Source organism: Sphingomonas sp. ERG5, from assembly GCF_000803065.1.
GTDB lineage: Bacteria > Pseudomonadota > Alphaproteobacteria > Sphingomonadales > Sphingomonadaceae > Sphingomonas.
In genome coordinates this window covers 69,048-81,789 of the sequence record NZ_JSXI01000026.1, presented here as the reverse complement: position 1 = coordinate 81,789, position 12,742 = coordinate 69,048, and the positions used below count along the sequence as shown (strand labels likewise).

Annotated in this window: 13 protein-coding genes; 7 read left to right on the top strand and 6 right to left on the bottom strand. The window is 64.1% G+C overall.

Annotated elements, in window-relative coordinates; all coding sequences use genetic code 11:
- Positions 1–161: 161 nt before the first annotated feature.
- The 3 genes from OO12_RS10885 to copC all read right to left on the bottom strand — a co-directional run bounded on the left by OO12_RS10885 (position 162) and on the right by copC (position 2,717).
- Complete coding sequence (locus OO12_RS10885) at positions 162–1,145, bottom strand: TraB/GumN family protein (RefSeq protein WP_235364748.1); 984 nt, start codon at positions 1,143–1,145, stop codon at positions 162–164.
- 245 nt (positions 1,146–1,390) lie between these two features.
- Complete coding sequence (gene copD, locus OO12_RS10880; protein ID WP_034158699.1) at positions 1,391–2,326, bottom strand: copper homeostasis membrane protein CopD; 936 nt, start codon at positions 2,324–2,326, stop codon at positions 1,391–1,393.
- 4 nt (positions 2,327–2,330) lie between these two features.
- Entirely contained in the window at positions 2,331–2,717 is a 387-nt protein-coding gene (gene copC, locus OO12_RS10875) for a copper homeostasis periplasmic binding protein CopC (RefSeq protein WP_034158698.1), read from the bottom strand.
- A 131-nt stretch (positions 2,718–2,848) separates the two neighbouring features.
- Here copC and OO12_RS10870 point away from each other — a divergent pair, with 131 nt between their 5' ends.
- From OO12_RS10870 to hutC, 7 genes are all read left to right on the top strand, one after another.
- On the top strand, positions 2,849–3,127 hold the full coding sequence (locus tag OO12_RS10870) for a hypothetical protein (RefSeq protein ID WP_034158697.1): 279 nt from the start codon (positions 2,849–2,851) through the stop codon (positions 3,125–3,127).
- Positions 3,124–3,564: a periplasmic heavy metal sensor gene (locus OO12_RS10865; RefSeq protein WP_034158696.1), complete on the top strand. Its 441-nt coding sequence runs from the start codon at positions 3,124–3,126 to the stop codon at positions 3,562–3,564. The genes OO12_RS10870 and OO12_RS10865 overlap by 4 nt, the downstream gene beginning before the upstream one ends.
- On the top strand, positions 3,561–4,124 hold the full coding sequence (locus tag OO12_RS10860) for an RNA polymerase sigma factor (RefSeq protein WP_034158695.1): 564 nt from the start codon (positions 3,561–3,563) through the stop codon (positions 4,122–4,124). Before OO12_RS10865 ends, OO12_RS10860 begins: the two co-directional genes overlap by 4 nt.
- Positions 4,125–4,184: 60 nt before the next feature.
- Complete coding sequence (locus OO12_RS10855) at positions 4,185–6,002, top strand: copper resistance system multicopper oxidase (RefSeq protein WP_034158694.1); 1,818 nt, start codon at positions 4,185–4,187, stop codon at positions 6,000–6,002.
- The gene (locus OO12_RS10850) at positions 5,999–7,075 is read left to right on the top strand and encodes a copper resistance protein B (RefSeq protein ID WP_034158693.1); all 1,077 of its coding nucleotides are present in this window, start codon (positions 5,999–6,001) and stop codon (positions 7,073–7,075) included. Before OO12_RS10855 ends, OO12_RS10850 begins: the two co-directional genes overlap by 4 nt.
- A 69-nt stretch (positions 7,076–7,144) precedes the next feature.
- Positions 7,145–7,558, top strand: a complete 414-nt coding sequence (locus OO12_RS10845) for a DUF411 domain-containing protein (RefSeq protein WP_034158692.1) — start codon at positions 7,145–7,147, stop codon at positions 7,556–7,558.
- Between the two features lie 118 nt (positions 7,559–7,676).
- Positions 7,677–8,447: a histidine utilization repressor gene (hutC, locus tag OO12_RS10840; RefSeq protein WP_052215748.1), complete on the top strand. Its 771-nt coding sequence runs from the start codon at positions 7,677–7,679 to the stop codon at positions 8,445–8,447.
- Here the strand turns inward: hutC and OO12_RS10835 are convergent.
- The 3 genes from OO12_RS10835 to OO12_RS10825 are packed head-to-tail and all read right to left on the bottom strand — an operon-like array spanning position 8,444 to position 12,630.
- On the bottom strand, positions 8,444–9,175 hold the full coding sequence (locus OO12_RS10835) for a PepSY domain-containing protein (RefSeq protein ID WP_034158691.1): 732 nt from the start codon (positions 9,173–9,175) through the stop codon (positions 8,444–8,446). The two genes, hutC and OO12_RS10835, sit on opposite strands and share 4 nt — an antisense overlap.
- On the bottom strand, positions 9,172–9,903 hold the full coding sequence (locus OO12_RS10830) for a PepSY domain-containing protein (RefSeq protein WP_034158690.1): 732 nt from the start codon (positions 9,901–9,903) through the stop codon (positions 9,172–9,174). Before OO12_RS10830 ends, OO12_RS10835 begins: the two co-directional genes overlap by 4 nt.
- A 15-nt stretch (positions 9,904–9,918) precedes the next feature.
- Positions 9,919–12,630, bottom strand: coding sequence for a TonB-dependent receptor domain-containing protein (locus tag OO12_RS10825; RefSeq protein ID WP_034158689.1), 2,712 nt, complete (start codon positions 12,628–12,630; stop codon positions 9,919–9,921).
- Positions 12,631–12,742: the final 112 nt, after the last annotated feature.

Genomic DNA, 12,742 nt, shown 5'->3' with positions numbered 1-12,742 from the left:
GGTTCGGAAGTTGTGGGACTTTAAGAGGCTGCCAGAAACGCTCGGTGCATCGATTCGTATGAAAATCAAAGCCTTAGAGACGTTCTGGCTTCCTCTGGGACATCAGACGTACAGACCACGGCTCCACCATTCCCTTCATAGCAATTGATATTGCTTGGGCTTCATTTGGCGGTTGAATCGTCCCGCCACACCGGCCCGCTGATATCGAGGCCCCGTTTTTCGAGCTGGTCCAGCACCCCGTCCCGCTCGGCAAGCACCCTGAGCGGCACGACCGCGAGCGTGGCGCCGGGTTTCGCTGTGGCGTCGCGGATGGCGTCGACCCATTGCTGGCGCAGGGTGGAGCCAAAGCCGTCATTGGTCCAGGGCCAGCAGCGCCCCAGCGCCTCCTCGAGCGGATTGGCCATCACCGCCGGTACGTCCAGCCTGGTCCAGGCCCGACCGCGCTCGGTCACGACGTCGGGGCCGACCTCCGTCGCGGTCATCGCTGCCTCAAGGCACGGGATATGCGTCTCGGCCGCAGCCCCGAAGAGATTGTCGAGCATATCCTCACCGCGCACTTCGCCGACCGGCTGGGTGGGAATCTTCGCGTGACGGGCGGCCTTGCGGACGATGTCGGAGGCGTCGTCAGTCGTATCGCGATTGAATGCGAGTCGCTTCGACAGCAGGTCGAATGCCGCCATCAGGAAATTCTGCCGCGTATAATCCTGATCGAAGCGGCGTTCGAGCGCTTGCAGCCGCTGCAGTTGCTGCGGGTTCAGATAGTCCGCCGCGACGCGCCCCTTGGGCAGCTTGGTGAGCTTGCCGCCCTTGAAGATGAGCCGGAAGATGTCGCCGGGCGATATTTTCGCCTTGGTGCCGAGGATGATGCGCTGCGCGCGTTCGGTCGCTCCCTCCAACCGCTCCGGTTGCCACGGTGTCGCCTTGGGAACTTCCGCGATCTCGCCGACCAGGATGACGACCCCCGCGGTCGTCCCGATCGTCCACATCGGCGCACCCGAGCGCCGCGCCGTGACCACGATATCGTCGGCCGCATCGGGCGGCGTCGGTGCTGCCGTCGTCGCCTGCTGCGCCAGAGTCGGGTACGGCGCCATGACGGTCGTCGTCCCGGCAGCCAACAGCAGGGCCATGAGGGTTATGGTCTTCATCGGTCGCTCCAGCTCGCGCAAAAACTAGCGCCCGCACGCCCTTGGAGGCCGGGATCGGATTCGGGAAGCGCTTTTCGCTGGCTGGAATTACGGGGAGTTATGGTGCCGAAATTACGGGACACAACGCGGCAATCGGTGCGCAGGCCTTCTTTGAAGACGGCGACGATCATTGTATCGAGATATCCTCGGCACCGCTGCGGCGCACACCGTTCCGTGTCTGAGGCACGGAGTCGCCGTGGCCGCCGTCAGCTCCCCGAAATGGTCGGTGCGAGCGTGCCCAGCCAGGCGATCAGCGCGAGGATCAAAAGCGCCAGGCTGGTTTCGGCGGCGAGGCTGTAGCGCAGCAAGGCGAGGGCCTGTTGCGGCGCGTCCGTTTCGAGCGCAGCGTCGAGATTGGGGGTCAGGCGATAGCGGTTGAGCGCGGCAAGGCCGAGCATGCTGCCGAACAGCGCCAGCTTTGCGATCAGCAATTGCCCGTAGAGTGTCGTCGTCAGCGTCGGGATGCGGTCCAGGCCGACCAGGAACAGCCCGTTGACCAGGCCGGTGGCGACGATCGTCGCGACGATGATCGTGCCGATGATCGAAAAGCCGCGTAGCGCGTGATGGGCGAGCCGGATGCGTGCAACGTCCGTGCCGGTCCGGCTGCGCATCACCAACCATAGCAGGACGAAAAGCGCACCGAGCCACGCACTTGCGGCGAGCATGTGCAGGATGTCGGCGCCGAGATGAAGCCATCCGGCAATGCCTTCGGTCGAGACACCATGACCCGACCAGGCGAGGGTAGCGACCGCGACGGCGCCCAGCAGCGAGACGGGAGCGAGCGTTGAGGCCGATCGCCGCTTCACGGCCAGCCCACATCCCAGGATTGCGAGGAGCGCCGCCAGCCTGGCGATCAGCGCCCAGCCCATCGCCGTTTCCGACAGGAGCATGCGGAACAGCGCCGCATCGAGTTCGCCGACGGGCGTACCCGCCATTGCCGCGGCCTGAAGCACGAAGCCGAACGCGGAAAGGATAATGCCGAGGATCGCGAGTGCCGAGGTCAGTGCGCGAATCGGGATCAGGCCGGGCCCGTCCCGATCCGCGCCTCTGAATGACAGGAGGCCGAACAGCGGAATGCCCGCCAGCAGCCCGAGATCGGCAAACAGCCCGAACCGGACGGCGATGATCGGCCAGTCGTCCATGCGGTTATTTTACCGTGAACGCGACGCTGCCGTCGACCCGGTGGGTATCGGTCGATACGACATGCCACTGGATTTGATAGGTGCCAGCCGGGAGCGGCCGGGCAAAGGCCGCGACCAGTGTCTTGCCATCCTTGGCGACGGAGGTCTTGAAGCCGCTCATCTTCATCGGCGCGTGATTGGCCATGCCCGGCATGCCGGTCATGACCACGGTCATGCCCGACATTTGTGCGACGAGCGTCTCACTGAACACCAATGTGATCTTGCTCGGCTTGGCGACCGATGCGTTCGCCACCGGTTGCGAGGAGAGGAGCTTGGGGTGCGCGACGGCGGGGGCCGCGATGGCCAGTCCAGCCAGGATGAATGAGGCGACCAGCGGGCGTACGAAATTCATGGGTATCTCCGTCAGGGGGCGATAGTCTCCAATACGCAAGGGCGACGGGCATCCCTCGGCTTTTTCGTGCAAGAGTGTGAGGGCTGGTCGGGAACGACGCGTATAAGAAACTGAGCATGGGAGTATGATGCATGACCGATATTGACGCCATGCTGGCGCGCCTTCGGGAAAGTCCGGTGCATCCGGGCCTGGAAACGATCGACACGGCGGTGATGGACGCGCTGGGCGCGCGCGCCAGTGCCGCGACGCGCCTCAACGGTACCGCCTTTGGCGTGGCCGCTGTGATGGCGCTCGTGCTGGGGATCGTTGGCTCGGCCTATCCCGCGAGCCCCGCCAGGGCCGCGTCGATCTCACCCTTCGGCCCGCCATCCGCGCTCGCGCCCTCGACATTGCTCGGCGCCGACGAATGAGGGACTATCGCCGGGTCATCCTGATCGCATTGATCGCGTTCGCGGCGGCGATTGCCGGCGTGGTGGTCGGCCGCGAATATGTCGTGCCGCAGCCCCCGGTCGAGAATGAACTGCACGATCTGCTCCATAGTCAGCTCAATCTCGATACGGCGCAACATGCCGCGATTGATGTGATCGAGCAGCGCTTTGCGGTTCGCCGCCGTGCGCTCGAAGGGGAGCTGCGGGCGGATAATGCCCGCCTCGCCACGGCGATCGAGGCCGAGCGCGGCTATGGGCCGAAAGTGGCCGCCGCGGTCGACCGCTCGCATCAGGCGATGGGGCAACTCCAGAAGGAAACGCTCGAGCATATCTTCGCCATGCGCGGCGTCCTTCGCCCCGATCAGGCCACCAGGTTCGACGACGTCGTGGTGAAAGCGCTGACGGCCAAGGAGCGGTGACCACTGACCTCGCCGGCTGTACGGACGGCGACCTGGCGATGTTCGCCGCCGCCGGGCGACAGGCTGCCTATGGCGAGTTGATGCGGCGTCACCGCGACTGGGTCTATCGGATCGTGCGCAGCCATATCGGCGATGCCGATGAAGCGCTCGACGTCACGCAGATCAGCTTCGTCGCGGCCTTTTCCGCGCTTGGCCGTTATGATCGGTCGCGGCCCTTCCGGGTGTGGATCGCGCGTATCGCGATCAACAAATGCCATGATTGGGCACGGCGGCGGGCGGTTCGCCGCTTCCTGACCTTCGCCGCACCGATCAGCGACGCGGAGCAGGTGGCCGACACCGTCGTGCCGATCGATGACGCGCTGGTGGCGAAGCAGGAGCTGGATCGGGCGATGCGCGCGATCGCCCGGCTGCCCGCAACGCTCAAGGAGCCGTTCATCCTGCAGGCGGTCGAGGGGCTGTCGCAGGCGGAGACGGCGCAATTGCTTGGCATCAGCGAAAAGGCGGTCGAAATGCGCGTCTATCGCGCGCGGACGAAATTGAACGAAGTTCTGAGGGATTGAATCTGCGCGCGCGTATGAATGCATGGGGCGCCCGTAGACCTGGAAGTATAAGCAACAATCATGACCGTATCGATGTTTGATCGCCGCTCGCTGCTGCGGGCCGCGGCCGTTGCCGGCGGCAGCGCCGCCTTTGCCCCCTGGTTTCCCGCCTGGGCGCAACCGGTCTCGGCCGGGATCGTCCGGCCGCTGCCGACCGTGTCGGGGACCGAGATTTCGCTGCGCATCGCGCATCAGATGATGACCGTCGATGGCCGCGAAAGCCACGCCATCGGTATCAATGGCAGCGTCCCGGCCCCGCTAGTACGGTTGCGCGAGGGAACGACCGTTCGCTTATCGGTCACCAACGATCTCGACGAGGACAGCTCGATTCATTGGCATGGCCTGCTCGTCCCGTTCCAGATGGACGGCGTGCCGGGTGTCAGCTTTCCGGGCATCAAGCCGCGGTCGACCTTCACCTATGAATTCCCGATCCATCAGGCCGGGACCTATTGGTATCACAGCCATTCGGGGCTGCAGGAGCAGATCGGGCATTATGGCCCGATCGTGATCGATCCGGCGGGCGTCGATCCGATCCGGTCGGACCGTGAGCATGTCATCCTGCTCTCCGACCATAGTCCGCTTCATCCGCACGCCCTGTTCCGCAAGCTGAAGCTGCAGGGCGGCTATTTCAATTACCAGAAGCAGACGCTCGCCGGCTTGCTCAAAGGCGAGGATCAGCCGCTCAAGGACCGGCGGGCATGGGGCGGGATGCGGATGGATCCGACCGACATCAGCGATGTCACGGGCTCCACCTACAGCTATCTCGTCAATGGCCACGGTCCGCGCGACAATTGGACCGCGCTGTTCCGTCCCGGCGAGCGAGTCCGGCTGCGCTTTATCAACGCCTCGGCGATGACCACATTCAACATCCGCATTCCCGGTCTCAAGCTCACCATCGTCCAGGCCGACGGGCTCAATGTCCGTCCGGTGACGGTCGACGAATTCCAGATCGCGATCGCCGAAACCTATGACGTGATCGTCGAGCCTGCCGAGGACCGCGCCTATACGCTGATCGGCGAGACGGTCGATCGATCGGGGATGGCGCGGGCGACGCTGGCGCCGCGCGAAGGGATGGTGGGGGATGTGCCACCGCTCAGGAAGCGCCCGCTCGCGACCATGAAGGACATGGGAATGGGCGATATGGGCGCCGCGCCTGTTGCCGGCACGGCCGGCTGCGCGCCCGAGCATGCCGCAATGGGGCATTGTACGCCCGCGCCGGCGGGGCCGGACGCAGCGGGCGGTGCCATGGCGGGGATGGATCATGGTGCCGGCGGCATGAGCCATTCGATGCGCGATTTCTCCACTGCGCCGACGGTCAGCAAGACGCCGACGGTCCAGACCATTTCACCGATGCCGGTCGATCGTACCGGCGAACCGGGTCAGGGCCTGGCGGATGCCGGACACCGCGTGCTGGTCTATCGCGACCTGATGGCGGTCGATCGCAACCCCGATGTCCGCGCGCCCGATCGTGCGATGGAGATCCACCTCACCGGCAATATGGAACGCTATATGTGGGCGTTCGACGGCGAGAAACTGAGTGAGGTGAAGGAGCCGATCCCGTTCCTGAAGGACGAACGCGTACGCGTCACGCTCGTCAACGACACGATGATGGGGCACCCGATTCACCTGCACGGCCATTTCTTCGAACTGGTCACCGGGCACGGCGAATATGCGCCGAGAAAGCACACGGTTCAGGTCCAGCCGGGCGGCAAGGTGACCTTCGATGTCACCACCGACGCTGTGGGCGACTGGGCGTTTCACTGTCACATGCTCTATCACATGCATGCCGGCATGATGCAGGTCGTGACCGTCCGGCCGCGGCTGGGAGCGAGCGCATGATCCGCGCTGGCCTGCTCGCAAGCGGCGCGCTGTTTCTGCTGTCGGTTCCGGCCGGCGCCCAGACTATGGACCAGACCATGCCGGGCATGGCCATGCCCGCTAAACCAGCGCCGAAAGCCGCGCCGAAACCAACACCGAAGCCCGCGACCAGACCCGCGGACACGCCGACACCGCATAAGGACGCGGTGATGGTGCCCGAGACTGATCCTCATGCCGGGCATGTCATGCCGGCCATGCCCGCGATGCCGCAGCCCGATGTCCAGGCGGAGTCTCCGACACCTCAGGCGATGCCCGGGATGACTGAGCATGGCACGGGCGGCACGGCGCTGCCCGCCGGGGATGGATCCGCGCCGGCGGCCGGGGAGCCGAACTATGCCGATACGGTGTGGGGTGCGGAGGCCATGGCCGCGTCGCGCGCCATGCTGCGCAAGGAACATGGCGGCGGGACCTTCTCGCAGATCATGTTCAACCTGGCCGAATATCAGGTGCGCAAGGGACGTGACGGGTTCCGCTGGGAAGGTGAGGGCTGGTTCGGTGGCGACATCAACCGGCTCGTCGTCAAGTCCGAAGGGTCGGGCACGTTTGGCGAAGGCGTGGAGGATGCCGAGATCCAGGCGCTCTACAGCCGTGCCATCGGTCCCTATTTCAACCTCCAGGCCGGTATCCGGCATGATTTCACGCCCGGCCCGTCACGGACCTATGCGACGGTCGGGTTTGAAGGGCTCGCCCCTTATTGGTTCGAGGTGGAGGGTGCGTTGTTCCTGTCGGACAAGGGCGATGTGCTGGCGCGGCTCGAAGGCTATTATGACCAGCGCATCACCCAGCGGCTCATTCTTCAGCCACGCGTCGAGCTCAACCTGGCTGCGCAGGATGTGCGTGAAAACGGCATCGGATCGGGGCTGAGCAATGTCGAACTGGGCTTGCGCCTGCGCTATGAAGTCGCCCGCGAATTCGCGCCCTATATCGGTATTTCCTGGGACCGTGCCGTTGGCGATACGGCGCGGTTTGCGCGTGCCGCGGGCGAGGATGCGAGCTCCGCGAGCTTGGTCATCGGCGTGCGGACATGGTTCTAGGGCCGGGCTTTTTAGATCGGGCTAGAGGAGTGAGATGTGAAGAAACCTGATTTTCTGGCTGCCCTGTTGATGCTGGGCGCTCCTTCGGCGGCGATCGCGGCCAATGACGTCCTCGTCCATCGCGATCCGGGCTGCGGTTGCTGCGAAAAATGGGTGGCGCAGGTCCGCCAGCAATTCGGCCGGCACGTAAAGATGGTCGACGACCAGAAGCGCGCCGCTTTCCAGAAGACGCAGGGCGTTCCTGCGGCCTTGTCGTCGTGTCACACCGCGATCATCGATGGCATGGCCTTTGAGGGGCACGTGCCGATCGCCGATATGAAGCGTGTGCTGACGCAGCGGCCCAGGGGTGTGAAGGGACTGGCGGTTGCCGGCATGCCGCTGGGATCGCCGGGAATGGAAATGGCCGGTATGCGCCCTGAAGCGTATGATGTGATCGCATTCGGGCCGGGGGGGCGACGGGTCTTTGCCCGCCATAATGGCTGAGGCCTGCGGCAGGCTCATCCGCAAGCCCGGGTATATCATTGTTATCATTGCCATGTGATCGCAGCCAGTCTGGATCGAACGCATGGCGGATCGCGCTTCGTACCTGTATAGACAGGTGATGAGACACGCCGATGCTGCGCCCGCTTCCTTCACTGACGCAGTTGATCGGGCAGACGGCCTGACGGGGCCGCGCTACGCCGCGATCAAGCAAGCTCTGACCGACGGTATTCGCGACGGCACCTTGAAGCCGGGCGACCGCGTGCCGTCCGAGTCCGAGCTGGTGTCCCGCTTCGGCGTCTCGCGAATGACGGCAAACCGCGCGCTGCGCGAGTTGCAAAGCGCCGGGATCCTGGTGCGTCGCGCCGGCATCGGCTCCTTCATCGCTGAACCGCGGCCGATCGGCCAGATGATCGAGATCCGCAACATTGCCGATGAAGTGCGTGGCCGGGGCCATGAGTATCGCGCGCGGATCATCCAGAATGAGGATGTGCGGGCAACGGCGGAAACCGCCTCGCTGCTTGGCGTCTCCGCCGGGACGCGGCTGTTCCACTCGGTCATCGTGCATCACGAAGCCGAGTTTCCGATTCAACTCGAGGACCGTTTCGTGCTGGCGTCAATCGCACCGGACTATGGCGGGATCGACTTCACCGCGACGACGCCCAACGAATATCTCACCCGGATTGCGCCACTCGAACGCGTCGAGCACCGGGTCCGCGCCGCCATGCCCGACGACCGGGTGCGCGGCATGCTGGGGCTCGACAAGGAGGAGCCGGTGCTCGTCATGACGCGCCGGACCTGGAGCCGTGCGCGACTCGTGTCACATGCCTGGCTGACCCATCCGGGAGGTCGTTTCGAGCTGTCGGCCTCCTTCTCGACCAGCGATCGCTAGAGCGGTTTCGCCGCGACTTTCCGGCGACGGCGCAGCCAGCGGAAGTCGGTGCGCCCGAAGCTTTTGAACAACAGATAGAAGCCCGTTCCCGACAGCCAGAGCGTCCCGAAGGCGATGAAGATGATCAGCGGGTGGTTGAAGCTGGACCGGCTGACATAATCCATATTGTGGAGCATCCAGAAAAAGTCCCAGGTGCGCCACGTGTCGCCGCGCATGACCAGGAAACGTCCGGACTCGGCCGAGACATAGGCACTGCTGTTGGCGGAATCGGCAAAATCGACTCGCCACTGGCGGCCGGCATGCTCGCGCGCCTCGAGATTGGGTTTCGCCAGCGCTTCAACCTTGCGCACTGGTGCCGGGTTCATCATCGCGGCGACGCTCTGCGCGGTCTCCGCGTCGACGATCACTGGCGTGCCGTCGCTGGCGTCGGCCAGTTGCAGGGCCTTCGCGGTGCGCAACTCATAGACGGGCCGCCCGGCAAGATCGCGCAACACCACACCGGACACTGCGCCGATGCCGGAGATGCGGGCCGGATCGATCAATGGGCCGTCCGCCGGAAGCGGATGAGTATGCCCCGCCGCCATGTCATGGCCGCCGACTTCCTTGCTGTCGAGCAACGCCATCATCGAACCGCTGAGCGCCCAGAGCAGGAATTGCAGCCCCAGGATCAGCCCGACCCATTTATGGATGCGGCGGAACAGGAGCGGGGAGAGACGGATACGTTTCATGCCATGACCTTCTGCTTCCCGGGGGCCTTCTTCTTTTTGCGGCGCGGGAAGGACCAGATGAGCAGCCATGCGCCGCTCAGCGCCATGGCGAATGCGCTCCAGGTGGCCACCCGCAGGAGTGGATTGTTGACGTTGGTGCGATCCTGATAATCCATGATGTGGAGCATCCAGGCGATGTCGAAGGCGCGCCACAGCGCATGACGCCGCGAGATGAGCTCGCCGGTGACGGGCGACAGATAAAGCGTGGGTCGGTTCCACCCCTGGAACTCGACTTGCCAATAAGGCGGTTTGCGCGATTGCATCTCCTGTGGCGCTTTGGTCAGCAATCTGGCTGATACGATTTCCCCGCTGCCGGCGTAAATCCGCCGGGCGAGCGCGCGGATATCCCGCTCAGCCAGCGGGGCAAGCCGTTCGGCCGTTTCCGCGTCGTACAGCATTGGTCCGGCGGGCGTTTCGGCGCGCCAGACGGTGCGATCGAACAAGCGCTGCAACCGCAGTTCGGACGTTCCCGGTGCCGCCGCCACGATGCGTGACGGCGACACGAGGTTCGCGAGATCATAGGGCCGAACCACTGGCGGGCGCACAAGATGGTCGCCATGGATCGTGTCGATATGGACCACGACCATATAGAAGCCGGTCAGCGTCCAGAGCAGGACTTGCAGGCCGACGAACAGCGCGATCCATTTGTGCGTCCGTCTGATGACGAGCGGCCAGCGAAGCTTTGCCATGATCTTGCCCCCGGCTCAGAACGCGGTGCGGAAACCGACATAGAATCGCCGTCCAAGCAGATCGTACGTCATGGTGTCGGTGTTGGCATCGGTGAAGCTCTGAATATAGGGCGCCTTCCGGTCGAACATATTGTCGATGCCGAGCTGGAATCGCGTCTTTTCATTCACTTCGAACGCAAGCTGAGCGTTGTGGTAGAAGACATTGGGCGTGCGATAGCCGATCGCGCCGGGCAATGCGTTGAAGTCCGTGGCCTTGCCGATCCACTGCGTCGACCAGGTTATACCGATGCCATCCTTCTTCGCGTTCAGCACGCCATAACCGCGCCATTTCGGATAGCCGCCATTGCCGCCGCCGATATGGCCGTCGAAATTGATCGGCGCACCGCCCGGGAAAGGCGTCACGACATATTTGCTCAGCCAGGTGGCGTTGAGATCGAACGAAACGGCGACACCGCCGACCGTCCGGTTATAGACCAGGCCGAGATCGAGCCCGCTCAGTTGCTCGCGGCCGGTATTGATCGGCTGCGCCGAAAGGAAGGTGACTTCGCCGGTCAGCGGACTGCGCGTGAAATCCTTGCAGAAGCTGCTGGAAAGATTGGCGCTGGCATAGCAGACCGCCAGCTTGGTCGAGCCTGGAATGGCGCGGATCGCACCCTTGATGTCGATCTCGAACCAGTCGGCGGTGAGCGACAGGCCGGGGATCAATGCCTTGGGCTGGACCACCGTGCCGATCGTCCAGCTCTTCGAGCTTTCGGGCTGCAGCTTCTGGTTGCCGCCGACCGTGGTCAGGATGGTGGTGCCGAGCTGGACATAATTGGCGGGAACTCCCGACGCCTGGCAATTCGCGATCAGTGTCGCATTGCCGCTCGCCGCATAACGGCTGCACGGATCGGTGGTGGTCAGATTGCCTTCGGAAACGCCGCCGAACAATTCAGGGACATTGGGGATGCGGAAGCCGGTGCCATAGGTGCCGCGCATCCGGATGCTGCCGTTCAGCTGCCAGTCCAGGCCGAACTTGTAGTTCCAATCGCCGCCGAACAAATCATAGTTCGAATAGCGCACCGCGCCGTCCAGGGTCAGCGACTTGATCAGGGGCGTATCGGCCAGCAGCGGGACCGATAGTTCGAGATAGGCTTCCTTTGCCGTGCTCGAACCGGAGATCGGGTCCTGCTGGTTGGTGTTGGCAACGCCGAGCACGGTCAGCGGATCGGGATTACGCCAGCCCTTTTCCTTGCGATAGACCACACCGGTGGCGAAGGAGAGCGGCCCGGCCGGCAGATCGAACAGCTTGCCGGTCAGGTCCGCGGTGACCGTGGCAAGCTGATTGCCGCCGCGATCGCGTGAGGTGAACAGGATATAGTCGAGCACTTGCGGCGTGAGATCGCCGAACCCCAGATAGTCGGCGCAGGGGATCGCCGCACCGGCGGTCATGCTGCACTTGCTGGTATTGATGGTGTTGCCGACGCGCTCGAGGTTGGCGACATTGGTCGATCCGTCCACTGCGGTGTTGCGGCCGAAGCTGCCGGCCACTTCCCATGCCCAACCATTGGCGAACTTGCCGCGCAGGCCCGCGGTTCCCTGCCAGGTATTGGTTTCCTGGAAGAACTGGCGCGCGCCTGGCTCGGCCAGGCGGCGCTGGACCAGGACGATGTTCTGGCCGGTGGGGTTGGTCGGGTTGCTGGCCGAGATGGCGAGATTGCGCAGCGTTCCCGGTGTTGCGATCTGGTTCGACTTGCGATGGGTATAGAGGAATTCGCCGAAGAATTTCACACCGTCGGTGATCTGATAGTCCGCGAACAGCGCGGTGCTGATGCGCTCGACCGGGCTGACGGCGTTGAGGAACGGGGTCGAATTGAAATTATGCTTCGCCGCGCTGTAGGGCTCGTAGAAATTGCCGTTGCCGCCGGGCACCTGGTTGAAATTGATCTGCTGGCCGTTGGGCAGCACGGCGCGGCCGCCGATGGTCGAGGCGCTGTTGACGCAGGCAAGTTTGCCCGGCGTGGTTTCGGCGAGCGAGCAGGGCGCCCGGCTCGCCATGTTGACCGCGCTCGTCGTCTGATAAGTCGCTGCCGCCATCAACCCGCCGCGGTCATTGCGGATGCCCCAGATCAGATCGGCGGTGAAATCCCGGCCGTCGCCACGCGCGGAGATGCCCTGGCGGGCGCTGACGCCGAATCCTTCATAATCGTTGCGGGTGATGAGGTTGACGACGCCCGCCATCGCGTCCGCACCGTAGATCGCCGATGCGCCATCCTTGAGCACATCGGTGCGCGCCAGCGCCACCACCGGGATCATGTTGAGATCCGGCGACGAATTGGCGCCGGTCCCGCCCGCGACGAGCCGGCGGCCGTTCAGCAGGACCAGCGTGCGCTTGATGCCGAGCCCGCGCAGATTGACCTGTGCCGTGCCATAGCCATTGCCGGTCCAATAGGCCGAGGTCTGGTTGCCGGCAAAGCCCGCATTGGCTGGCAGGCGCTGCAACACGGTCTCGATATTGACGAGGCCGGTATTCTCGATCTGCTCGGCCGAGACGACGGTAGCGGGGCCGACGCCGGCCAGATCCTGGCGGCGGATGCGCGACCCGGTGACGACGATGTCGCCGGCGGGTGAGTCGTTGTTCTGCGCTGTTGCGCCGGTGTCGGCGGCTTCATCGGTCTGTGCCATCGCGGGGGTGGAAACCACCGCCAATAGCGCCGCGCCGACCAGTAGCTTCGTCCTCGTATCCATGCCCTTGCTCCCTGTTTTGCATTTTGATTTCGGCCAGAGAGCACTGGTTGTATATACAGGTCAATACAGATTATTTGTTTTATAACAATAACTTATGGAGAAATTCTTGAGC

What these genes read in the sequence shown, in the direction of transcription:
- OO12_RS10885 (WP_235364748.1), bottom strand. Translation starts at nt 1,145, where the DNA reads ATGAAGACCATAACCCTCATGGCCCTGCTGTTGGCTGCCGGGACGACG.
- copD (WP_034158699.1), bottom strand. Translation starts at nt 2,326, where the DNA reads ATGGACGACTGGCCGATCATCGCCGTCCGGTTCGGGCTGTTTGCCGAT.
- copC (WP_034158698.1), bottom strand. Translation starts at nt 2,717, where the DNA reads ATGAATTTCGTACGCCCGCTGGTCGCCTCATTCATCCTGGCTGGACTG.
- OO12_RS10870 (WP_034158697.1), top strand. Translation starts at nt 2,849, where the DNA reads ATGACCGATATTGACGCCATGCTGGCGCGCCTTCGGGAAAGTCCGGTG.
- OO12_RS10865 (WP_034158696.1), top strand. Translation starts at nt 3,124, where the DNA reads ATGAGGGACTATCGCCGGGTCATCCTGATCGCATTGATCGCGTTCGCG.
- OO12_RS10855 (WP_034158694.1), top strand. Translation starts at nt 4,185, where the DNA reads ATGACCGTATCGATGTTTGATCGCCGCTCGCTGCTGCGGGCCGCGGCC.
- OO12_RS10850 (WP_034158693.1), top strand. Translation starts at nt 5,999, where the DNA reads ATGATCCGCGCTGGCCTGCTCGCAAGCGGCGCGCTGTTTCTGCTGTCG.
- OO12_RS10845 (WP_034158692.1), top strand. Translation starts at nt 7,145, where the DNA reads ATGCTGGGCGCTCCTTCGGCGGCGATCGCGGCCAATGACGTCCTCGTC.
- hutC (WP_052215748.1), top strand. Translation starts at nt 7,677, where the DNA reads ATGAGACACGCCGATGCTGCGCCCGCTTCCTTCACTGACGCAGTTGAT.
- OO12_RS10835 (WP_034158691.1), bottom strand. Translation starts at nt 9,175, where the DNA reads ATGAAACGTATCCGTCTCTCCCCGCTCCTGTTCCGCCGCATCCATAAA.
- OO12_RS10830 (WP_034158690.1), bottom strand. Translation starts at nt 9,903, where the DNA reads ATGGCAAAGCTTCGCTGGCCGCTCGTCATCAGACGGACGCACAAATGG.
- OO12_RS10825 (WP_034158689.1), bottom strand. Translation starts at nt 12,630, where the DNA reads ATGGATACGAGGACGAAGCTACTGGTCGGCGCGGCGCTATTGGCGGTG.